This window comes from Pseudanabaena sp. PCC 9330 (genome assembly GCF_055795045.1).
Window position 1 is genome coordinate 1 of the sequence record NZ_JAYFES010000084.1, and the last position, 22,962, is coordinate 22,962.

General features: G+C 52.2%; 17 protein-coding genes, 1 pseudogene and 1 riboswitch. Of the genes and pseudogenes, 11 read left to right on the forward strand and 7 right to left on the reverse strand.

The genetic code is table 11. The annotated features are described in order from the left end of the window. Positions 1 to 1,558: 1,558 nt before the first annotated feature. The 3 genes from AC0QKW_RS07495 to AC0QKW_RS07505 all read left to right on the forward strand — a co-directional run bounded on the left by AC0QKW_RS07495 (position 1,559) and on the right by AC0QKW_RS07505 (position 6,144). On the forward strand, positions 1,559 to 2,776 hold the full coding sequence (locus AC0QKW_RS07495; RefSeq protein ID WP_473150454.1) for a glycosyltransferase family 4 protein: 1,218 nt from the start codon (positions 1,559 to 1,561) through the stop codon (positions 2,774 to 2,776). 422 nt (positions 2,777 to 3,198) lie between these two features. After that, positions 3,199 to 4,542 carry an oligosaccharide flippase family protein gene (locus AC0QKW_RS07500; RefSeq protein ID WP_473150440.1) on the forward strand — a complete coding sequence of 448 codons (1,344 nt, stop codon included), beginning with the start codon at positions 3,199 to 3,201 and terminating at the stop codon, positions 4,540 to 4,542. 177 nt (positions 4,543 to 4,719) lie between these two features. Further along, a complete protein-coding gene (locus AC0QKW_RS07505) occupies positions 4,720 to 6,144 on the forward strand; it encodes an O-antigen ligase domain-containing protein (RefSeq protein WP_473150441.1) in 1,425 nt (474 codons plus the stop codon). 136 nt (positions 6,145 to 6,280) lie between these two features. Here AC0QKW_RS07505 and psaC read toward each other — a convergent pair whose 3' ends face one another. The 3 genes from psaC to alaS all read right to left on the reverse strand — a co-directional run bounded on the left by psaC (position 6,281) and on the right by alaS (position 11,042). After that, complete coding sequence (psaC, locus tag AC0QKW_RS07510; RefSeq protein ID WP_006515950.1) at positions 6,281 to 6,526, reverse strand: photosystem I iron-sulfur center protein PsaC; 246 nt, start codon at positions 6,524 to 6,526, stop codon at positions 6,281 to 6,283. A gap of 282 nt (positions 6,527 to 6,808) precedes the next feature. Further along, positions 6,809 to 8,275: a cysteine--tRNA ligase gene (gene cysS / locus AC0QKW_RS07515; protein ID WP_473150442.1), complete on the reverse strand. Its 1,467-nt coding sequence runs from the start codon at positions 8,273 to 8,275 to the stop codon at positions 6,809 to 6,811. A 109-nt stretch (positions 8,276 to 8,384) separates the two neighbouring features. Beyond that, entirely contained in the window at positions 8,385 to 11,042 is a 2,658-nt protein-coding gene (gene alaS, locus AC0QKW_RS07520; RefSeq protein ID WP_473150443.1) for an alanine--tRNA ligase, read from the reverse strand. 402 nt (positions 11,043 to 11,444) lie between these two features. On the opposite strand from alaS, the gene AC0QKW_RS07525 reads away from it, so the two are divergent. After that, the gene (locus tag AC0QKW_RS07525) at positions 11,445 to 11,939 is read left to right on the forward strand and encodes an ureidoglycolate lyase (protein WP_473150455.1); all 495 of its coding nucleotides are present in this window, start codon (positions 11,445 to 11,447) and stop codon (positions 11,937 to 11,939) included. Between the two features lie 64 nt (positions 11,940 to 12,003). On the opposite strand, the gene AC0QKW_RS07530 is transcribed toward AC0QKW_RS07525, so the two are convergent. The 3 genes from AC0QKW_RS07530 to AC0QKW_RS07540 all read right to left on the reverse strand — a co-directional run bounded on the left by AC0QKW_RS07530 (position 12,004) and on the right by AC0QKW_RS07540 (position 13,796). Beyond that, positions 12,004 to 12,366: a DUF1636 domain-containing protein gene (locus tag AC0QKW_RS07530; RefSeq protein ID WP_473150444.1), complete on the reverse strand. Its 363-nt coding sequence runs from the start codon at positions 12,364 to 12,366 to the stop codon at positions 12,004 to 12,006. A gap of 95 nt (positions 12,367 to 12,461) precedes the next feature. Continuing rightward, positions 12,462 to 12,914 carry a hypothetical protein gene (locus AC0QKW_RS07535; protein ID WP_473150445.1) on the reverse strand — a complete coding sequence of 151 codons (453 nt, stop codon included), beginning with the start codon at positions 12,912 to 12,914 and terminating at the stop codon, positions 12,462 to 12,464. 205 nt (positions 12,915 to 13,119) lie between these two features. Then, positions 13,120 to 13,324, reverse strand: a riboswitch (cobalamin riboswitch). Positions 13,325 to 13,481: 157 nt separating this feature from the next. Beyond that, a complete protein-coding gene (locus AC0QKW_RS07540) occupies positions 13,482 to 13,796 on the reverse strand; it encodes a hypothetical protein (protein WP_473150446.1) in 315 nt (104 codons plus the stop codon). Between the two features lie 211 nt (positions 13,797 to 14,007). Between AC0QKW_RS07540 and AC0QKW_RS07545 the strand changes: the two genes are divergently transcribed. From AC0QKW_RS07545 to tkt, 7 genes are all read left to right on the forward strand, one after another. Further along, positions 14,008 to 15,363, forward strand: coding sequence for an aminopeptidase P family protein (locus AC0QKW_RS07545; RefSeq protein WP_473150447.1), 1,356 nt, complete (start codon positions 14,008 to 14,010; stop codon positions 15,361 to 15,363). Between the two features lie 127 nt (positions 15,364 to 15,490). After that, entirely contained in the window at positions 15,491 to 16,252 is a 762-nt protein-coding gene (locus tag AC0QKW_RS07550; RefSeq protein ID WP_473150448.1) for a response regulator transcription factor, read from the forward strand. Between the two features lie 238 nt (positions 16,253 to 16,490). Then, positions 16,491 to 17,195 (forward strand): response regulator transcription factor, encoded by a 705-nt coding sequence (locus tag AC0QKW_RS07555; RefSeq protein ID WP_473150449.1) that lies wholly within the window; start codon positions 16,491 to 16,493, stop codon positions 17,193 to 17,195. Between the two features lie 236 nt (positions 17,196 to 17,431). Continuing rightward, positions 17,432 to 18,028, forward strand: a complete 597-nt coding sequence (locus AC0QKW_RS07560; RefSeq protein ID WP_473150450.1) for a Maf family protein — start codon at positions 17,432 to 17,434, stop codon at positions 18,026 to 18,028. Between the two features lie 146 nt (positions 18,029 to 18,174). Beyond that, positions 18,175 to 18,417 carry an acyl carrier protein gene (locus AC0QKW_RS07565; protein WP_473150451.1) on the forward strand — a complete coding sequence of 81 codons (243 nt, stop codon included), beginning with the start codon at positions 18,175 to 18,177 and terminating at the stop codon, positions 18,415 to 18,417. A 187-nt stretch (positions 18,418 to 18,604) separates the two neighbouring features. Further along, positions 18,605 to 19,858, forward strand: a complete 1,254-nt coding sequence (fabF, locus tag AC0QKW_RS07570; RefSeq protein ID WP_473150452.1) for a beta-ketoacyl-ACP synthase II — start codon at positions 18,605 to 18,607, stop codon at positions 19,856 to 19,858. Positions 19,859 to 20,104: 246 nt separating this feature from the next. Continuing rightward, entirely contained in the window at positions 20,105 to 22,111 is a 2,007-nt protein-coding gene (gene tkt / locus AC0QKW_RS07575) for a transketolase (RefSeq protein ID WP_473150453.1), read from the forward strand. 718 nt (positions 22,112 to 22,829) lie between these two features. Here tkt and AC0QKW_RS07580 read toward each other — a convergent pair. Further along, positions 22,830 to 22,962, reverse strand: a pseudogene (locus AC0QKW_RS07580) (photosystem II q(b) protein); the annotation flags it as partial.

Consider the following 22,962-nt stretch of genomic DNA (forward strand, 5'->3'; position numbering starts at 1 on the left):
CTTGTAAGTCTAGGGATAAGACGCTGTTCAAAGCCCTTAATTCTCCTATGTTTGATGACTACGTATTTGTACTTATTGCAAAACTGGGATGCACCCCTTGCAAGACTGGGATGCACCCAACAACATATGTCTTAGCCTTAAGGCTCATGCACAAATGACATGACATATTTTCGCAACACTTACCAAGCAGAGAGATGTTATATATCAACTAGATGCAGCTAGCCCAAAAGTAAGCCCAAGCGTATATTATGTCAGATCTAATTCAAAGTAAAAGCATGCGGGAACCTTCATGCACTCTTTGCAATAACCCCAGTCTTTGTATGTAATTCATAAAGAAACGTAAACGAACGATAACATACTCCTCTACGTTGTGACTATAGTTAAATTTAACACTTTTGTAGAAGCGTATGATTAGATTTAAAATTTATTTGCCCAACTAGTTTTAGTTATTTTAAGATCAGTCAGTTGGCGAGCCAAACGCAGCAGATTTTGGTATGTATAGCATTCTTGAGGGATAGTTAGATAAATGGAGGCATGAAACTTTAATGATACTACCAGCTTGCCACTACCGCTTAGCAGAAGGGACTGCTTGCTTTAGTCTGCTTTTGTAGAATACCTAAAACTGCTCATAGGGCTTCTCACTCGGATGAGACATGGAGCATTTACCTAAGCTATGAATCCTAAGGCTTAATTGGGTCAAATCTTACCCGCTCAAGGATTGCTATAGTGGTTTCCATTTACATGGAGTATAAGTTAGTTGCCCAAGTTTATAAATCCTAGACTGTCTGTCAGTCGAAGTGTACTATGTGCGCTTAAGAGCCACTAAATAGTTGGGAAATTGAATTTCAGATAATTTAAGTGCTTGTATTTTCTGTCACTCAAAGCTTCCAGAGCTCATAAAGGAACTGGCCTATCTTACAAGTGATTCAGACTCGCTACTTATAGAGCGACTGATATTTAGCTAGATGCATCCCAGCTTTGCAAGTCTCGAGTTAGAATAACTCTTCAAAGCGCCTCAAAGGTTCAACACCTAATTAATTGGGCGCATCACAACAGTGGATGCATCCTTGTACTTAATCTAGGCTATTGTGGTTCCTGTATACACGAGGTAAATTTCGACTACGAGAGAAACTGGATGACTTATATAGGGGTTCTCATTTAGATGAGGGGCAGGCTAGCTGCTCAAACTTTTAATTCCAACGACTTTCCCGTACCCTATCCATCTAGGAACCGCTATAGATGGGTATACTGCTCGTACTGCATCTGAGCAGAAATTACTATATACTTACTCACCACGACATGGCGCTTGATTTTTATTTTTTTGGGAGCATAGCGAATTATAAATTGAGATTTTTATTTGCGCATAGGATCAGTTCTTAGAAGTCAACTCCATATACACAGCATTAATCAACTTAGAAATATCTGCAAAGTAGCTATTGCCATTATTTGATCTAAGTCTCAGTTTCGAAGTTTTCTCTTGCCTTCATTAAAGTTTTAGATAGATATATTTAGTCTTCTGCTCAATCAGTTTTATCACTAGCAAATAAATAGAATGACTCTGACAATTGCTTATCTAGTCAACCAATATCCTAAGGTCAGTCACAGCTTTATTCGTCGTGAGATTTTGGGTATTGAAGCTTGTGGCATTAATGTTCTACGTTTTTCTATTCGCTCTTGCGAAGACGAACTAGTTGAACCAGCAGATATCCAAGAACTCAAACAAACTAAAGTTATCTTAGATCGTGGAATATTTGGCCTATTGCCAGGTTTAGTCAGAATAATCCTTCGGCAGCCCTTTGCATTCTTAAAAGGTCTTCAACTAGCCCTAGATTTAGGAAAAAGATCAGAGAGAGGCATTCTATACCATTTTGTTTATTTGGCTGAAGCCTGCACTTTATTGGGATGGCTTGAAGCTTCTAAGGTTGAGCACATACACGTTCACTTTGGCACTAATTCAACTACTGTAGCAATGCTCTGCCAAGAATTGGGAGGGCCTTCCTATAGCTTTACTGTCCATGGCCCCGAGGAGTTTGATAAAGTCAGTGCGATCGCCCTTCCCGAAAAAATTAGACGGGCTAGATTTGTTGTCGCAATCAGTTCATTCGGGAGAAGTCAACTCTATCGCTGGACATCTTTTCAAGAATGGTCCAAAATCCACATCGTACATTGTGGAGTAGACCAAGACTTTCTCCTTGGAGAAATATCTCCTCTTCCAGAAGATCCTCATTTTGTTTGTGTCGGTCGTCTAGCCGAGCAAAAAGGACATTTATTGCTTCTGAATGCAGCGCATCAGCTTTCACAAGAGAACTTCTCCTTTAAAATAACCTTTGTTGGAGATGGGGAGCTGCGCCCACAGATTGAAAAGCTTATCGAGAAGTACAATCTCAAAAGCCATATTAGAATTACAGGATGGGCATCTGGCGCTGAAGTAGTTTCTTACCTACTCCAATCCAGAATTTTAGTTCTGCCTAGTTTTGCTGAGGGATTACCCGTAGTCATCATGGAGGCTTTAGCACTCAATCGACCTGTAATTAGTACTTGCATTGCTGGTATACCCGAACTTATTGAGCCTGGTGTAACTGGATGGTTAGTCATCCCAGGGTCTGTTGAGGCATTGGTGGATGCAATGCGATCAGCATTAATGTGTTCTACAGATAAACTTTACCAGTTGGGAGAAGCAGGCATGGAACGTGTCGCTCACAACCATAATGCTAATGAGGAAGCGAAAAAACTGGCCCAGCTCTTTCGTCAAACTAGCTTGACACATGTAAAATGAAGCACAAGTATAGAAAAACAAATAACCGTGAATATAGTCAAGAATTTTGACGGCTAATTATTTGTAGCTATTGGCACGGAATATGCTTACAAAAGCTTCTAGCTCATCGTAGATTGTTTACTGTTTTCAGATAGCTGAGATTCACTTTTCCTAGCCTAGAAGAATCATAAACATGAGAACATTTAGGGACGATAAGACCTCTTGTTAGACAAGAAACTCAAGCTTTTGATGTATCCCACGACTGCGAAAGTCATTATAAGTTTAGTATTTTTTGATACTGAGCATCTCATTCAAACTAATTCTCAACCCTACCAAGGTATTTATGGATATGCCACCCTACTGAGGGTATTTAGGGTTTTAACAATAGACACTTGCCCAAGAGTAGCCCTAAAGATCAAGTAAAAAATAAGGACAACGATTTCATGGCGTCAATCAGGAAGCTTGCGGTTCGAGGCACTTTGTGGGCAATTTTAGGCTACGGCGGCTCTCAGCTATTGCGATTTGGCAGCAATCTGCTACTAACCCGTTTACTAGCTCCAGAATCTTTTGGCTTGATGGGAATTGTAAATATATTTATTATTGGGTTGGCTTTATTTTCGGATATAGGAATTGGCTACAATATCATCCAGAACAAAAGGGGTGATGATCCAACATTTTACAACACAGCATGGACGATTCAAATCATTCGCGGATTTGGACTTTGGGTGATATGCTTAGCGATTTCAATTCCAATCGCCGAGTTATATAACCAACCCTCGTTGGCTTTGCTGATTCCATTTGTGGGCTTAACGACAATAATTTTAGGCTTTAGTTCAACTACTCTTTACTCACTAGAGCGCCATATCAACTTGCGTCAGCGAGTAATTATTGAAATGGGAAGTCAGGTAATTGGCCTTCTCTCTATGCTTATATGGGCATCATTTAGTCCAACTGTCTGGTCATTGGCTGTAGGAGGATTAATATCTAGCATCACCAAAATGATTTGGAGTCATAATATCCTCCCAGATATTAAAAATAGGCTTTTGTGGGACAAAGAGTCGGTAAAGGATATTTTTTCGGTAGGTCGCTGGGTATTTATCTCTACAGCAACAATGTTTGCTGCTGAGCAGTCTGATCGGTTAATGCTGGGTGCTATGTTTCCCCTAGGCTTATTCGGGATATATCAAATTACCCTGACATTGAGTGATGTGCCTAGACAGATATTACAAGCACTGAGCAGCAGGGTTATATTTCCCGTTATTTCAAAAATGAGCGATCAGCCCCGCAGCCTTGTAATCAAAAAAATCTTAAATGGCCGCCGCTTACTGTTAACAGCGTCTTCACTGATGCTTGCCTGTCTAATAGGCTTTGGTGATCTCTTGATGGAGATACTATACGACGAGCGATACTCTTCAGAAGCCTGGATGCTTCCAATTTTAGCTCTGGGATTATGGCCTCGTATCTTGGCAAATACAAGTGAGCCATACTTATTGTCTCTTGGTAAATTTCAATATACAGCTTATGGAAATCTTCTTAGGTTAATGAGTACAGTGGTTGGTATTTTGATTGGCTTTCACTTCTTTCAGGTTCCAGGCGCTATTGTTGCTGTCGCTCTAAATGATTTATTCTATTACTCAGCAGTAACATATGGGTCGATAAGGGAAGGATTTAATAATATACCTCAAGATGTAGTTTTTACGGCTATGCTGTTAGCTATAGTGACAGTGATGCTTATGATTCGCTCTTTCCTGGGGTTAGGCTTGCCAATTCAACTTTTGAATTCCTAGCGTTTTCCATAGCCCGAAGGAAAATTTTTTGTGTCAGATAAGTGAAAGCAATTGACTGAGTGAAAACCTCGTTCTTTTCCTTACTCTGAGCATTCAAGAATAGTTTTACTTTTTCTGCTTTCAAGCTAGCTTTTAATTGTCCAAAGTTCTTATCTTCCTTGAAGTTAACAAAATAATATGAGTTTTCAGTTCTTTCATTCATTGAGCAGTCCAAATATTGTTGCAGCTCTAGTAATGATATTATGGATTCCCTTTGTTATCTGGTTATTTCAGCGATTCCCAGCTCGACGAGCAATTGTTATTAGCTTTATCGGAGCTTGGCTATTTTTGCCCGTTGTTATTTTAGACCTGCCCGGATTTCCAGATTATTCTAAAATATCTGCGACAACATATGGAGTCTTATTCGCAACGTGCATATTTGATGTGAGTAGATTTAAGCAGTTTAAGTTTGGTCTGCTTGATGTTCCTATGGCTGTATGGTGTATTTGTCCTCTATTTTCGTCTCTTTCCAATGGCTTAGGTGTCTATGATGGGATTTCGGCAATTATTAATCAAACAATGGTATGGGGCATCCCCTACTTTTTAGGTCGGATTTATCTAAGTGACTTAGAAGGCCTACGTCAGCTAGCAGTTGGGATTTTTGCTGGTGGTTTGATATATGTTCCTCTGTGTCTTTTTGAGGTTCGAATGAGTCCTCAGTTACATAATATTTTGTATGGAGGGCATCCTCACGCAAGCTTTGGCCAGACTATCAGGATCGGCGGATTTAGGCCTACGGTTTTTATGCAGCACGGATTGGCTGTAGGCGCGTGGATGATGGCAGCTTTGCTTATTGGAGTTTGGCTTTGGAAAACCGGCACTAAGCTAAAGTTTTTTAATCTTTCACTCAACGTAACAGTCCCCTTATTGTTTTTGACCTTTCTTGCACTCCGATCTACGGGTGCCTATGGCCTCTTCGTTCTTGGAATAGCTATTTTGTATGTTGGAGTTATTTTTAGGACAGCCTTGCCGGTTTATTTGATTATTGTGGGACTTGTCATATATCTATATTTGAGCACGATGACAGAGTCTTATATTACCGATCAAATTATCGAAACTCTGTCTCAGTTCCTACCCGCAGAGAGGGTTCAATCATTAGAGTTTCGGTTTGACAATGAAGAACTGCTGGTTGATAAGGCAAGAGAGCGCCTATTCACGGGTTGGGCTGGATGGGGCAGGGCTCTAATTTACGATGAGCAAGGCAGGCAATCAACAATTCAGGATAGTTTGTGGATCATTGCTTTTGGACACAATGGTCTTGTAGGTTTGACAAGTCTCTACACTACATTGCTACTGCCCGTCGTTAGTGTGTTTATGACAAAATGCCCACCTCGACTATGGGCAAAGAAGGAAAATGCACCAGTTGCGGTTTTAGCGGTTATCCTTCTCCTCTCTTCTATTGATTGTTTGCTCAATGCAATGATCAATCCTATTTATATTTTGATCTGTGGCGGGCTTACTGGGTATGTCATGCAATTGCCTCGCTTATCTACATCTACGCAGATTTCACCAAGATTATCATCTAGGTCGACTGTTACTTCCATAGGGTTGACTAAGCTCTAATAAATACTGCTTATATTGAGTCTTGAAGGGGTTTGCAAGACTTAAGAAAAAGACTGGGGCGATCGCCCCAGTCTTTTACATTTATTACGATAGCTAGATCAACATGGCTAGAAAAGTGGCAAGCAGTTATCTGACCTTAGTAGGCTAGGCCCATGCTGCGAGTGGTTTCAGCACCCAGATATACTCGAATGCTGAGAAAATCGGTGGGGCAGGCAGTTTCGCAACGCTTGCAGCCAACGCAGTCTTCGGTACGGGGAGATGAGGCAATCTGCCCGGCCTTGCAGCCATCCCAGGGCACCATCTCTAGCACATCAGTAGGACAGGCACGCACACACTGGGTGCAGCCAATACAGGTATCGTAAATCTTGACAGAATGGGACATTGAAACAAAACTCCAATGTGGGTCACGACTGAGTTGGGCATCTTCAGGGAAATCCTCAGAAGATGAGTCAAAACGGTCTATACAGTAAGGGTTTCCTAATCTTTGAATAGTCTATAGCGAGAGATTTCAGCTCTCATGCTCCCCCCCCATAAACCGTAACGGATCGTAATATGATCAGGGATATAGCTGATGATTTGCCGTTTGAAAGGATCCCCCTTGCTGCGAGTAGGGCTCAGTGGTGCTGCTCTAAGATGCAGGGTTAGCGGTTGTACGGTGGTGACGTCAGCGGTGCCATTCGGTACTGCCTCCGGCCTGATCAATCAGGGTGATGCCTTCACCTTGAAGTAAGTCACGAATGCGATCGCCCTCCGTAAAGTTTTTCGCTGCCCGTGCTTCTCTACGCTGAGATAGTAAGTTCTCAACTTCGGCATCAGACAGCCCGCCTGTGCTGGATGGGGCTACTTTGGGCTGCGCTTCAAGGCCCAAAACTTGGGCCAGGCCCACTAGGGTCTGCCACTGCTGCCAGAGGGTGTCGCTGTCGGTGTCAGCCTTACCGGTATGGGTGATGAGATTGCCTGCCCGGCGCAGGTCTTTGGCTAGGTCAAATAGAACCGCGAGACCGCCAGCGGTGTTGAAGTCGTCATCCATGGCGGTTTGAAAGGCTTGTACCGGGGAGCTATCGCGATCGAGAGCAGGGCTGGCAAGAGACGCATTGTCCACGCTAGAGCAACCTAGCTGGGCTCCGTATTGGTGGCCAAACAGTAGGCCATCGCTCAGGGTGCCCCAGCTAGTTTGGGCGGCGGCAATAGATGCGTCGGTGAAGTCTACTGGCTTGCGGTAGTTGCCCTGGAGCAAAAACAGCCGCACTGCCATTGGGTCGGGCGCGTTGGGGGCATCGAGCAGCTGGCGAATGGTGGTGAAGTTGCCGAGAGATTTCGACATTTTCTCTCCACCTACATTGACCATGCCGTTGTGCATCCAGTAGCGAGCGAGGGGATGTCCGGTGGCGGCTTCAGACTGGGCGATCTCATTCTCGTGATGAGGAAACACTAGGTCGCTGCCGCCCAGGTGAATGTCGATGGTGTCGCCGAGGCGATCGCGAATCATGGCCGAGCACTCGATGTGCCACCCGGGTCGACCTGGCCCCCAAGGCGATTCCCAAAAGGGTTCACCCTCCTTAGCGCCCTTCCACAGGGCAAAATCGAAGGGGTCTTGTTTGATAGACTCTACTGCGGCTACCCGACCACTGGCTCCAGCCTGCATGTCGTCGAGCTTGCGGCCCGAAAGCTTGCCGTAGCCCTGAAATTTGCGCACGGAGTAATACACATCCCCATTGGCGGGGTAGGCGTAGCCCTTGGTTTCGAGTTCGCCAATCAACCGCTGAATACCGTTTAGGGTTTGGGTTGCGTAGGTGTATTCATCAGCCTCCATCACATTGAGCCGAGCAATATCGTCTAAGTAGGCCTGGGTGTAGCGCTCTGCCACCGTTTCCATGGTGGAGTTTTCTGCTTTGGCGCGGTTGAGAATTTTGTCGTCAATGTCGGTGAAATTTTGCACGTAGTGAACGGCATACCCGCGCCAAAGCAGATAGCGCCGCACGATATCCCAGGCAACGTAACAGCGAGCGTGGCCCAAGTGCGAATAGTCGTATACAGTGACGCCGCAGCAATATATTTTCACCCGACCCGGCTCAAGGGTTTCGAGGGGTTCTTTTTTGCGGGTTAGGGTGTTGTAGAGAACGAGACTCATGGCAGAGGCAGCGCAAAAAGCCCATTATATAAGGACGTCATCAGAACGACTCAACGCTGAACCTACCTCCAGTGCCCATAACCAGGAGCTATTGCGTCTATGGGCAACGCTAGCCGATTAGAGCCTCCACCAGTTGCTGTTTGGCAATCGTTAGTGCTGTGGGCAGTTTGCTGGCGTCGCGCCCCCCAGCCTGAGCTAGGTTGGGCCGCCCGCCGCCGCCGCCGCCAGTGAGCTTGGCGATGCCGCCGATAAACTTGCCCGCTTGCAGGTTTTGCTCGATCACTTCGGGGCTAAAGGCCGCCACCAGGCTGACTTTGTCGGGTTCGGGAACGGAGCCCAGCACCACGGCCCCGGCCCCCAGCTTTTGCAGCAGGCGCTCGGCAGCAGTCTTGAGCGCTTCGGCGCTGACGCCTTCCAGCTCAGCCACGATGATTTTGAGAGAACCCACGGCTTCGGCCCGGTCAAGCAGCTGGTCAGACTTGAGCACAGCCAGCTCAGACTTCAGCTCCTCTAGCTCCTTCTGGGCGGTTTTGAGTTCGGTTTGCAGGGTGGTGACGCGATCGCTCAACTCCTCAGGCTTAGCCTTAAATCGATCGCTCAGATCGCGCACCACAGCATCGCGCACGTTCAAATATTCCAGCACGGCAGGGCCAGCCACCGCCTCAATGCGGCGAGTGCCCGAGGCCACCCCGGCCTCAGCAATAATTTTGAACAGGCCGATCTCTGCTGTGTTACTGACGTGGGTGCCCCCGCACAGCTCCATCGACACGCCGGGGAAGTCGATCACCCGCACCTCAGCGCTGTATTTTTCGCCAAACATGGCGATCGCGCCCTTGGCCTTAGCCTCCTCCAGCGCCATCACGGTGATCTCGCCCTGGTGGCCCTCGGCGATCCAGCTGTTCACCTGAGCTTCGACCTGCTGCACTTCGTCGGTTGTCAAGGCGCGGGGGCAGTTGAAGTCAAACCGCAGGCGATCGAAGGCGACCAGGGAACCGGCCTGGGAAATATCGGGATCAACTAGCTTTTTCAGCGCCGCTTGCAGCAGGTGGGTGGCCGTGTGGTTAGCCTGGGCGCGGCGGCGGCAAGCCCGGTCGATCTGCGCCGTCACTGGGTCGCCGACTTTCAGAGAACCCCGCTCGACTTTGCCAAAGTGAATAAAGAAGTCACCGTCTTTTTTGACATCGTGGACACGAATCAGCAGGTCATCTCCCGAGAGATAGCCGCGATCGCCCACCTGACCACCCGACTCGGCGTAGAACGGGGTCTGATTGAGCACTACCTGGGCCTCCTGCCCCGCCTCGATCTGCTCGACAGATTTACCGGCCACTAGCAGCGCTTCCACTTTGCTGGCGCTGCTGATGTCTTTGTAGCCCAAAAACTCCGTCGAGTGAATGTGCTCCGCTAAAGAATCCAGGCTGCCCTGCACCGTTAGGTCAATGGTTTCGTGGGCGTCCTTCGAACGCTGGCGCTGCTCTTCCATCGCCGTCTCAAACCCAGCCACATCCACCGTCAGGCCCTGCTCTTCGGCAATCTCCTGGGTCAGCTCCAACGGGAAGCCGTAGGTGTCGTAGAGCACGAAGGCGTCGGTGCCCGAGATTTGCTTGGTTTTTGAGGCACTTTCACGCTTGAGAATGTCGGCCAGCAGCTTTTCGCCCCGCTCCAGGGTTTCAAGAAAGCGAGCCTCTTCGCGATCGAGTTCGGCTTTGATCACTGTCTCTCGCTGGCGGGTGTTGGGGAACGGCTCCTCCGCTAGCTGAATGGCACTTTCCGCCACCTTGCTAATAAACGCACCCTCGATACCGATCAGCCGCCCGTGGCGCACCACCCGCCGAATCAACCGCCGCAGCACGTAGCCCCGACCCACGTTCGAGGCGGTAATGCCGTCGGCAATCATGTGGACAACGGCGCGGACGTGATCGCCAATCACCTTGAGAGAAACCTTAGTTTTCTCGTCAGCTGTTGCGTAGTCCAGCCCGGCCAGCCCCGCCGCTGCTTCAATAATGGGGAGAATCAGGTCGGTCTCGTAGTTGTTGGGCACCTGCTGCAAAATCTGGGCCATGCGCTCTAGGCCCAGGCCGGTGTCGATGTTCTGGTTTTGCAGCGGGGTGAGGGTGCCCTCGGCATCCCGGTTGTACTGCATAAACACCAGGTTGTAGAACTCGATGAAGCGTGAGTCGTCTTCGAGGTCAATTTTGTCGTCGCCTAGCTCGGGGTGAAAGTCGTAGTAGATCTCCGAGCAGGGGCCACAGGGGCCGGTGGGGCCAGAGGCCCAGAAGTTATCAGCCTCATCCATGCGCTGAATGCGGTGGGTGGGGATGCCGACCTGGTCGCGCCAGATGGCAAAGGCGTCGTCGTCTTCACGGAAGACGCTCACCACCAGGCGATCGGCGGGCAGCCCAAACACCTCGGTGGAAAGCTCCCAGGCCCAGGCGATCGCCTGCTCCTTAAAGTAGTCACCAAAGCTAAAGTTGCCCAGCATCTCAAAGAAGGTATGGTGACGCGCCGTGCGGCCCACGTTCTCGATGTCGTTGGTGCGAATGCACTTTTGCGAAGTGGTGGCGCGGTCCACATCGGACTGGCGCTGGCCCAAGAAAATCGGCTTGAAGGGCAGCATACCCGCGATCGTCAGCAGCACCGTGGGGTCTTCGGGTACCAGGGAGGCGCTCGGTTTGATGGCGTGGCCCCGCGCCGCATAAAACTCTAGAAATGTCTGGCGAATTTGCGCGCCGGTCATGCTGTTAGCGGTGAAGGGGAAGGACTGTGCCATGGAACAGATATAGAGATGAATGGGTATCTAGAGTCTTAGTTGGCCGCAGGTGCGCCTGCACAGCTGAGCGTCACCTGGAGCATGTCTGGCAGAACGCGGCTTTAAAACAAGGGGAAATAAACTATCCCAAATTTCTATTTTGACCGATGATTGCAAATTACGAAGCCAACCGGACTAGATCTTTGTGAGCTGCCCTGCGATTACAGGACAGATGGTGGTTCCGAGTTCCTTCCCACTTCTAGGATGCCGGAGGCTTTTCGCTGTGCTAGCCGCTGCCCCATGCACTACCCCGGCCAGCCGCCTTATTGTGATGGCACAGGATGAGGGCAGGTCTGAGGACCACGTGGGTCCAGCGGTATACTCAATTCAATGGCTGTCCCTATGGCCAAGACAGTAGTCCAGATGCCTCCATCCCTCACCCTTCAACAGCTGGTTGCCCAACCCGTTACCGCTGAAGACTTTGCCCCCTTCGGTCAGCTAATCTTGCCCAGCGCCGACGGTACCGCCTTCGGCCCGCACGATGCACAGCTCGTTCTCCATGGGGGCATTCCACGCTTTTACATCATGACGCTGGTGAATAGAGGCATTCGATTTCGAGCCATTACCCGGCACCAGCGCTGCACCCAGTGCCTAGGGGCGCTAGAGGGCAAAGACTGGTGGTTGGCGGTGGCACCTCCCAGCCCTGCCGAGCAACCCAGTCCTGGAGAAATTCGTGCATTTCAGGTGCCTGGCAACTGTTTTATCAAGCTAGAGGTGGGCACCTGGCACGCTGGGCCATACTTTAGCCACCCTCAGGTCAATTTCTATAATTTGGAGCTGAGCGACACCAATGTTGTAGATCATCAGACCTGCAATTTGGCGCGGGAGCTTGGAATAGAGTTTGAGATTGTGACGTAGGTCTGTCGTTTTCTGCTGGCAGCCTAGCCAGAGAAATTCAGGGGGCAGCAGCTTCTATCGGCATTTATGTCAGAGGGGGCAGCACGTAGGCAGTGGCCTGCTTGATTGCCGCCGATCGCAGCCCGTAGGGTACCTTGCCCGCCGGGGCGGCGGTGTACTGGCGGCAAAACTCCATGAGGTCGGGGGCCGATTGCCGGGGCGACAGATCGTTGAGAATGAACGTAAGCTTGCCGGGGGCGCTGAGAGCAGCATTGCAGGCGCGATCGCAGGCAGCCATACAGCGCACTGGCTGTAGAGTAGCGATGCCGTCCAGCTGATCTGTCAACTGATCGATCAGGAACTGCCCACCACTGGCAGTTTCCCCACTTGCCTCGGGCGGAGGAAACTTGCACAGGGCACAGACAAATAGCGTTGGTGACTGGGTCATGGGGTTTGTTAATCAAGATGATGGCAATGGTTAGAAAGCCAGCCACTAGGTATGGCTGGCCTCGGCTCTAGCTGACAATAGGACGCTAGGAGAGGTTAGGTTTCTGGAGCCAGGTTAAACTCTGCCTGGCGATCGCCCAATTGGCGAAAGCATTCTGGGGGTGGTACGGCCCACTTCTGGAGATGGGTGATATAAGGCGGTGAGTCGCTGATCAACAGCAAGATCACATCTTCTCTGGGGTCGTATGTGGTGACAGCGGTAGCCAAGACTGACCGGTGCTCGACGGTCAGCCCCAGGCTGCTGTCAGCAATAGAACCGGGGGCGCTAGATAGCTCGGCCTGGGGCATAAAGCGGGCAGTGTAGGGCACCGCTGTGCAGCTCCAGTCAATGGCGGCAGTGATGCCGTAGATCTCGCACACCACTAGACCTCGCCCATGCTGCACGAAGCCCTGCCAGGCCAAGTGTCCCAGAGGAAGCCAATATTCGTGAATAAATAACGGCTGCCAGTCGCCAAAGCAGCCCTGCCAAACCGTGTCTTGAACGCGCATAGACTAACCCACGCGCCCAACGACGGCCCAAACCGGTTGCCCGAAGGAACCATGCCCCAGGACAACGTAAAAACTATAGGAAGTCATCTGTACCTCGCAGATGGAACTAGGAAGTCAAAGTCAAACTCAAGCCCAAAAGTGCAGACCTACCGGCAGGAAACCCAGCCAGTGAGAAAACTAGCGACCTTGAACTAGACCTGACCTATGACATGAACATCCATCGGCGGGCATTCTGACTCACGCGATTTTGGATTTTGCGGCTTTAAATTTGGGCAACGTATCAACCCAAAATCTAAAATTGGCCATCCAGAATCGGCTCACAGCTGCGGGACAGTGGCAGGTTTTCACTGCGCTTTCCCCGTTATCTTTAGCGGCTGACCCCCGCTAAAACCGATAGAGCTGCATCCTAACATCTGACCGGCCAGGCACACAGACCAAATAGCCAGATTTGATGGACGTGGGACAGCTTTTTTACCACCCTATTCAACCTGAGTGTCTAAGCCTCATCTAATTCCAGATGTAGAGTTCTGCTTGAAGAAAGACTCTAGATCCCTAGCTGGACAGGGTTTACCCCTGAGGTGCCTGACGGCGGCGATAGGCATCTAGGTAGACTACATTGCCTCCCGCGCGGTGGTCACCGTGGTGAGCCAACAGCCCAGCCGCCTTGACCTGCTCTGCCAGATCTAGGGGCAATGTCGAACCAACCTCGGGGGGCACCCAGAGCTGCTTAAAGCTAACGATGAGCTCAGAGCCCGCAGCCCAGGTCTGCTGCCGTACCCAACAGCGATCGCGATCGCACCGTACCACCACAAAGTCGGGTACATGGTCGTCTTGCCCCTTAAGTCGCACCTGGGAGCCTGGCCGAATCGTCAAGGAAGCCATAGCACTGCACCTGCAAAAGGCTAGCTACTACACATTAGATAGTAGTGCATTTGAACTGTTTTCGGGCAATGGGGATCAGAAAATTAATTTTATATGACACCACTAGTTTAGAAGATGTTAGGGGGGTTGGGGTTAACAGGCGACGCCGACGGATTAACCCTAGATTTAGGGGCCTGTGGCAGACTAGAGGGGTTAAGTTCTGAGCCGACCTATGCCTCCCCAGACCCCTGTTTTATCTCTGGCTCAGGTGTTGCAGCAACGGCGCGATCGCCTGGCTCAGATGCATCCTGAACCAGTTGTGCTGTGGTCGGGGCTACCGGTCTCCCGCAATTTTCCAGCCAACACCTACCCATTCCGGGCGAACAGCCATTTCCTTTATTTTGGCGGGGTGTCCTTACCTAGGGCGGCAATTCACCTAGAGAGCGGGCGGTTGACCCTGTTTATGGATGACACCTCCGCCGAAGCAGCACTCTGGCATGGGCCTAGCCCTTCCCGTGACACAATTGCCGTCACCATGGGGGCGATCGCCGCCTACCCCTACGCTGACTTAGCACACTACCTGCCTGAGGCCGCCACCCTACCCACCCAGAGCCAGCAGCACCCCGATCGCAGTGCTGCTTTAATCAAAGCCCTAGTCGCCCTACGACTGCACCACGACGACGACGCCCTAGAGCAAATCAGGCGAGCAGCGGCGGTGTCGGTGGCCGCCCATCAGGCTGGTATGGCGGCTACCCCAGCGGCTACCACTGAGTCTGCCGTGCGAGCGGCAATGGAGCAGGTCATTATTGGCCAGGGTATGACCTGTGCCTACAACAGCATCGTCACCGTCCATGGCGAAGTGCTCCACAACGAGCACTACCATCATCGCCTGCATCCAGGTGATCTATTGCTGGCAGATGTGGGGGCCGAGGCACCCAGCGGCTGGGCCTCAGACATTACCCGCACCTGGCCAGTGTCGGGGCGCTTTAGTTCCACCCAGCGCGATATCTATACCGTGGTGCTGGCAGCCCACGACGCCTGCATAGCGGCCATGCAGCCAGGAATTGAGTACCGCGACCTCCACTGGCTGGCCTGCCGCACCCTGGCCGCAGGGCTGGTAGATCTGGGTCTGCTGAAAGGACACCCCGACGATCTCGTCGATCGCGATGTGCATGCGCTGTTTTTTCCTCACGGGGTGGGCCACCTACTGGGGCTAGATGTGCACGACATGGAAGACTTAGGTGATGTGGCAGGCTATGCGCCCGAGCGGCAGCGTAGCGATCGCTTTGGTCTCAAGTTTTTGCGCCTCGATCGCCCCCTGACTGCCAATATGGTCGTCACCATCGAACCCGGCTTCTACCAAGTGCCTGCCATTTTGGCACCAGCCCACCAGTCAGGAGCATACGACGATGCGGTCAATTGGTCGAGGCTGGTCGATTTTCAAGACGTGCGGGGCATTCGCATCGAAGACGATGTGCAAATTACCGCCCAAGGCAGCAGGGTTTTGACCGCTGCACTGCCCACCCTCCCCGAGGCCGTAGAGGCTCTAGTCATCGCCAACTCCGACCAGATGCCGCCCCCCACCTAGGAGCGATGGCTCCAATAAAATGAGCTAGCAAAATGTCTGGAGTTTCTTAAGATTTTCGGTGATAGTGAGGATTCTTGCCCTCTGGCAGCCTGGTATGATCGGAAAGCAGAGTTTTTAACCTCTTCTTATGAGTTCTCTAGATCTTCCGACTCAGGCTCAGCCAAATCTGCGGGTCGGCCTAGGCCGGGTTTTGGTAGTAGAAGACGAAGAGCTGATCAGAGAAACCATCGCTCTAGGGTTGGCCGAAGAAGGCTTTGACATTGTCACGGCTGAAAATGGCCTGTCTGCCCTAGACCTATTGGGGGGTACCTCTGTGTCTAGCCGCACCAGCCGACCTGACATCAATTTGGTCGTGCTCGATCTTATGTTACCCGGCATGAACGGGCTCGATCTATGCCGACTGCTGCGCCATCAGGGCATTGACGTGCCCATTTTGGTGCTCAGTGCCAAGGGCACTGAGACCGATCGAGTGGTGGGTCTAGAGATTGGTGCCGATGACTACCTGACTAAGCCCTTCGGTATGCGGGAGCTGGTGGCCCGCTGTCGGGCGCTGTTGCGTCGCCAGCGGGGTAAGGCCACGGCTGAAAACGACAATGTTCTTAAATTTGAAGACATCACCCTCCATCCTCAAGAGTGCCGCGTCTTTCTAAAGGGGGAAGAGGTCAGCCTATCGCCCAAAGAGTTTCGCATCTTAGAGCTGTTTATGGGCCAGCCCCGGCGGGTGTGGTCGCGCGACCAGATTATTGACCAGGTGTGGGGCCATGACTTTATGGGCGATAACAAAACCGTAGATGTCCACATCCGCTGGATTCGCGAAAAGTTAGAGATTGACCCCAGCCACCCCCACTACCTCAAAACCGTGCGGGGCTTTGGCTACCGTCTGGGCTAGGCGGCCTGTGCTCCTCAAAGGATCCAGGGTAAGAAAAATTATTGATCAAGGAAAATTGTTACGCAGATAGGAGTGGGCACTCAGTGAGGGCTTAACTTTAGCAATAAATAGTCCGGCTCCTCAAAATCTCGTCTAGGCTAAAGGGGCAGCGGGAAATCATTGGGCCGAGTCCAAGCTGCTGCAGGGGCGTCGATCCTCAAAGGTTGCCCGCTTGACGCTTTACACTTGGCGCAACGCTATGCCGCTCACCATACTCATTGCCGAAGACGACGAGGGTACCAGGCTTTCCCTCTGCGACTACCTGGAGCTGGAGGGCTACTCAGTTCTGATGGCAAGTCATGGCGAGATGGCTTTGCAGCAGGTGTTTAGCCATCAGCCCCAGCTCATCATTACCGATATCACTATGCCAGGTCTAGACGGCTACACCCTGGTGCAAAAGGTGCGTCAATATCCGGCTTTTCGGCTGTTACCGGTGATTTTTTTGACGGCTCACAACCAGGTGCAAGACCGCATTCGTGGCTATCAGCTAGGTTGCGATATGTATTTGCCCAAGCCCTTTGAGCTGAGCGAAGTTGGCGCAATCGTGCGAAATTTGCTGGAGCGATCGCAGCTCGTACAGTCGGCCTGGATTCAGCAAGTGGCTTTGGCTACCGCCCAGCAGCGAGCCATCCAAGCTACTAGCGACGATCCTAAAGTTGACAGAATGCCCCAGCCGCCGTCACCCTGGCCCGCTGAGGTTGATCTTTGCACCGAATTTACCTCCCGCGAGCAAGACGTGCTGGCCCTGCTGTCCGATGGGCTGTCAAATGCCCAGATCGGCGATCGCCTCTTTCTCAGCCCCCGCACAGTCGAAAAATACGTCAGCAGCCTGCTCCGCAAAACCGAAACCAGCAATCGCTCAGAGCTGCTGCGCTTTGCCATTAGCCACCATCTTGTGCCTTAGGTTGACCAACAAACACCAGGCATCCAAAGGACGCGAACTCGACCCTTTAAGCTGATCGCGGTTAGAGCCCAGGCAGGCCTACGGAGTTGCAACGCTCTTCGCGCTAATAGTCCAGAAATCTAAAGCTATGGCTATATTGCCTAGAACTACCCTAGGCAACTCCTGCTGTTCTCCCCACCCAGAAAAATGGGAGGATAGGAGGTCTACATCAATCTACTGCCCTTTGCTTAGGTTTCATGGTTACTGCTTCTCGACCTCAGTTTGTCCTCGCCTCGTCCTCTAAGGCCCGCCGCATGCTGCTGGTGGGGGCAGGCATTAACCCCTTTGTCTGTCCCAGCAATTTTGACGAAGACCAGGTAAGTATTTCTACACCGTCCGAGTACGTCGGCATCCTGGCCCGCTGCAAAGCTGAGGTGGTGGCGCCGCAGTTTCCCAGTGCCCTGGTGATGGGCTGCGACTCAGCCCTGGCCTTTAAAGGCCAGATTTACGGCAAGCCAGTCGATAAAGCAGATGCGATCGCCCGCTGGCTGCAAATGCGGGGGCATGTGGGCGACATTCACACTGGCCATGCGTTGATCGCCCCCGATGGGCGCACCCTGGTGCACAGCGCCGTCACCCGCGTCTACTTCTCCAATGTCGACGAGGCCACCATCGCTGCCTACGTAGACACTGGCGAACCCCTAGCCTGCGCCGGAGCGTTTTCTAGCGACGGCAAGGGAGCACTGTTGATCGACAGAATCGAAGGCTGTCACAGCAATGTCATCGGCCTCAGCCTGCCGCTCTTGCGCACCATGCTAGAGGAGCTGGGGTACCGGGCGACGGAGTTTTGGTGAGGGTTCTTTTTCCGATACTATGGAGAAATGCTCAAAAATGAGTTGCCTGAGTACTGGGGCTTGGCGTCGACTTTGGTCTCGATGGGGTCGCAGGATAATAGGGCTTGGTGTTGTCGATTAATCTTTAAACAAGGCGTAGAAAAACCATGAGCGCAGAGGTTTTTGAGAAGGTCAAAAAAATTGTCAGCGAGCAGCTGGGGGTTGAAGAGGCTGAGGTCAAGCCCGAGGCCAGTTTTACCAATGATCTGGGTGCTGACTCCCTCGACACTGTAGAGCTGGTGATGGCTCTCGAAGAAGAGTTTGGGGTTGAGATTCCTGACGAAGCTGCCGAGGGTATTGCCACCGTGCAAGATGCGGTCAACTTCATCAAAGAAAAATCGGCAGCCTAGGCAGCGACTACAGGCATGCCAGCCAACGTTAAAGCGGGAGGGCAAGAGGCTCTAGTTGCGGGTTGCAGGTATTGGGTTCGCGGTTTACGTTTTGGCTACTACCTAGTCCTAAACCTAGCAACCAATATCTGCAACCTTAAGCCTGTCGTTCCCTCTCCATCTTTTAGAATCCTTTGACTTATCTGCTATGGCAAACTCTGATTCAAAGCGCGTTGTGGTGACTGGCATGGATGCCATTACCCCCATTGGCAACAGCCTGGAGGAATACTGGGCAGGCTTGGTCGCCGGTCGCAGTGGCACCGCTCGCATTACCCACTTTGACCCTTCTCAGCACGCCTCACAAATTGCTGCAGAGGTAAAAGGGTTTGACCCCGGCGAATTTCTCGACAAAAAAGAAGTCAAGCGTATGGATCGCTTCTCACAGTTTGCTGTGATTGCTGGTCAGCGCGCGCTGAAGCACTCTGGGCTCACCATTACCGACCTCAATGCCGAGCAGATCGGCACCTGTATTGGCTCCGGCATTGGGGGCCTCAAGGTGCTTGAAGACCAGCAGGAGATATATTTGACCCGTGGCCCCAGCCGCTGTAGTCCCTTCATGATTCCGATGATGATCGCCAATATGGCGGCGGGGCTCACCGCTATTCACACCGGGGCAAAGGGGCCAAGCACCTGTGCCGTCACCGCCTGTGCCGCTGGCTCTAATGCCATTGGCGATGCCTTTCGGCTGATTCAACATGGCTATGCCCAGGCGATGATTTGCGGTGGTACCGAAGCTGCTGTTACCCCTTTAGGAGTGGCGGGGTTTGCCTCTGCCCGTGCCCTCTCGACCCGCAACGATGACCCCGCTACTGCTAGCCGTCCCTTTGACAAAGACCGCGATGGCTTTGTGATTGGCGAGGGTTGCGGCATTCTCATTCTTGAAGAGCTCGAGCACGCCCTCAGCCGTGGGGCCACGATTTATGCTGAGATTGTGGGCTATGGCATGACCTGCGATGCTTACCACATGACTTCTCCGGTGCCTGGCGGTACCGGGGCCGCCCGCTGCATTCAACTGGCGCTCAAAGATGCTGGGGTTGGGCCTGAGGACATTAGTTACATCAATGCCCATGGCACTAGCACCGGAGCCAATGACCCCACCGAAACCCAGGCCATCAAGACTGCCCTGGGAGAGGCGGCCTACAAGGTGGCGGTGAGCTCTACTAAGTCGATGACGGGGCACCTGCTAGGTGGCTCTGGAGGGATTGAGGCGGTGGCGACCTGTCTGGCGATCGCCCACGATATTGCGCCCCCCACCATCAACCTCCACGAGCCCGATCCGGCCTGCGATCTCGACTATATTCCCAACCAGAGTCGGCCCATGCCTATTGAGGTGGCTATCTCCAACTCCTTCGGGTTTGGGGGCCACAACGTGACTCTAGTATTTAAGAAATACCGTAGCTAGAGCTACAGATTGGTAAGTATAATAGCCTAAAGCGTTTTTCCCCATGGGCTGTTAAACCCTTGATCTTTTGACTTTCCTTAACCAGAGGGTGTTGACATTTGTCTGGTTGCAGAGTCTGCTGAAGGACAAAGGCAAGGTGTGATCTGAAGTTTATGTGGTCTTGAATTATTCAGGCCGATTAACCTACTAGCTTCCAGGCTATTGCTGCGCGCTGCTCCGAATACCCGTCGTTAAGCTGTTGAACCTATGGCTGTTGCAACCCAATCCCTAGACGAACTCTGTATCAATTCCATTCGCTTTTTGGCGATTGACGCCGTAGAAAAGGCCAAGTCTGGCCACCCTGGTCTGCCCATGGGCGCGGCACCTATGGCCTATGTGCTGTGGGATAAGTTTTTGCGAGTTAACCCTAAAAACCCTCAGTGGTTTAACCGCGATCGCTTCGTGCTGTCGGCGGGTCACGGCTGTATGCTGCAATATGCCCTGTTGTACCTAAGTGGCTTTGACAGTGTGACGCTGGACGACATCAAACAGTTCCGCCAGTGGGGCGCTCGCACCCCCGGTCACCCCGAAAACTTTGAAACCCCTGGCATCGAAGTCACCACTGGCCCTCTGGGTCAGGGGATTGCCAACGCTGTCGGTCTGGCCATGGCCGAGGCCCACCTAGCTGCCAAGTTCAACAAGCCCGACGCCACTCTGGTTGACCACTACACCTACGTCATCCTGGGCGACGGCTGCAACATGGAAGGCGTCTCGGGCGAAGCCTGCTCCCTCGGGGGGCACCTAGGCCTGGGCAAGCTGATTGCCCTCTACGACGACAACCACATCTCCATCGATGGCTCGACGGACATTTCGTTTACCGAAGATGTGAGCAAGCGGTTTGAGGCCTACGGCTGGCATGTGCAGCACGTGGAGAATGGCAATACGGATTTGGAGGCGATCGCCGCTGCGATCGAGGCGGCCAAAGCCGTCACCGATCGCCCCTCCATGATCAAAGTCACCACTACCATTGGCTACGGTTCCCCCAACAAGCAAAACACCGCTGGTGTCCACGGCGCAGCCCTAGGCGGGGATGAGATCCAGCTCACCCGCGAAAACCTAGGCTGGAGCTACGGCGACTTTGAGGTGCCCGAAGACGCTCTCAGCCACATGCGCAAAGCGATCGAGCGCGGTGCCAATCTTGAGGCCAAGTGGGAAGAAACCCTCGCCACCTATCGAACCCAATACCCCGCTGAAGCTGCTGAATTTGAGCGCATGCTGGCGGGCCAGCTGCCCGATGGCTGGGCCGATGCGCTGCCCACCTATACTCCCGAGGACAAAGCTCTAGCCACTCGGAAGAACTCCGAAATCACCCTTAACGCCCTAGCTCCGGCAATTCCTGAGCTGATCGGTGGCTCTGCTGACCTCACCCACTCGAACCTGACGGAGCTAAAGATCTCCGGCAGCTTCCAGAAGGGGGCCTACGAAAACCGCAACCTACGCTTTGGCGTGCGCGAGCACGGCATGGGGGCAATCTGCAACGGCATCGCCCTACACAACTCGGGGCTAATTCCCTACTGCGCCACCTTCTTGGTGTTTGCCGACTACATGAGGGCGGCGATTCGCCTGTCAGCGCTCTCCCAGGCGGGCGTCATCTATGTCATGACCCACGACTCCATCGGTCTTGGCGAAGACGGCCCCACTCACCAGCCAGTGGAAACCATTGCCTCCCTGCGGGCGATCCCCAACCTGATCGTGATTCGCCCTGCCGACGGCACTGAAACCTCTGGGGCCTACAAGATCGCGGTGGAGCACCGCAAGACCCCTACGCTGATGGCCTTTAGCCGTCAAAATCTGCCCAACCTGCCCGGTTCCTCCATTGAGGGCGTAGCCAAGGGAGCCTACACGGTGGATGACTGCGACGGCACCCCCGATCTGATTTTGATTGGCACCGGCAGTGAGGTTAGCCTCTGCGTTGATGCCGCCCAAGAACTTCGGGCCGCTGGTGTTCAGGTACGGGTGGTCTCGATGCCTTCCTGGGAGCTGTTTGACGCTCAGGATGCTGCCTATCAAGAGTCTGTGTTGCCTAAAGCTGTGACCAAGCGGCTGGCGGTAGAGGCGGGTATTACCATGGGCTGGTGCCGCTACATCGGTGATCAGGGCGATGCAATTGGCGTTGATCGCTTCGGTGCCTCTGCTCCTGGAGATCTGGTAATGGAGAAGTTCGGCTTTACCGTTGAGAACGTGGTCAGCCGGGCCAAAGCGCTGCTGGGGTAGATTGCTGGCCTGCTAGCGAGGGACGGGGTTTGCAGCCTAACCTGAACTGCTAACCGTGAATCCCAAGATTCTGGGTCAATAAATAAAAAGGAAAGGGAGGGCAGCTGTCCTCCCTTTCCTTTTTACTGATCTGGGTATGACACTTATGATTGAACACAGTCCGCACCTTTGACTACTAGGGCGGCTGAGCACCACCCACTCTGCGTGCTGCTGTGCGATTTCAACAAATTTTGGGGCTATGACTTCGGCTCCCAGATCGGCCCCCCATCGACGTGGTGCCTAGCCAAGCTAAGCGATCGCCACGCCGTATTTGGTGTTTTACAGCAAAATAGTTTTGCTATTTTCAGTTTTTATCACCGAATGCGTGGAATGTTAGTCGACTGCACCTACCGATCCAATACTGCGCACCTGCGTCTCTTGGCCAGCCTAACAGGGGCCAAATGAGGCCATATCATTACCTCACCTCACTTAGGGGCACATTGCGGGTTCCCAGCCGGTTTGAATGCACCAAGCGCATAAGTCATCCCCGACACCAAAAAACTTGCCATCTAGGGGTGCTCTCTAGCAGGCAACGGGCAGCTCCATCATCGAAATCTGGCGTGTGAGGGTATATGTTCAAAACCTGTGCCAACGCTCTGCGTGCCCAGCAGAACAAAAAAGCGCCCTCCTTACGAAGGGCGCTTTTTCTATAATCAATCAATGGAGTAGTCAATCAAGACTAGCCAATGATTTCAGGTGCCTCAGCCGTGGCTAAGTCGAGGGGGAAGTTGTGAGCATTGCGCTCGTGCATCACTTCCATACCCAGGTTGGCGCGGTTGATCACGTCAGCCCAGGTGCCAATCACACGACCC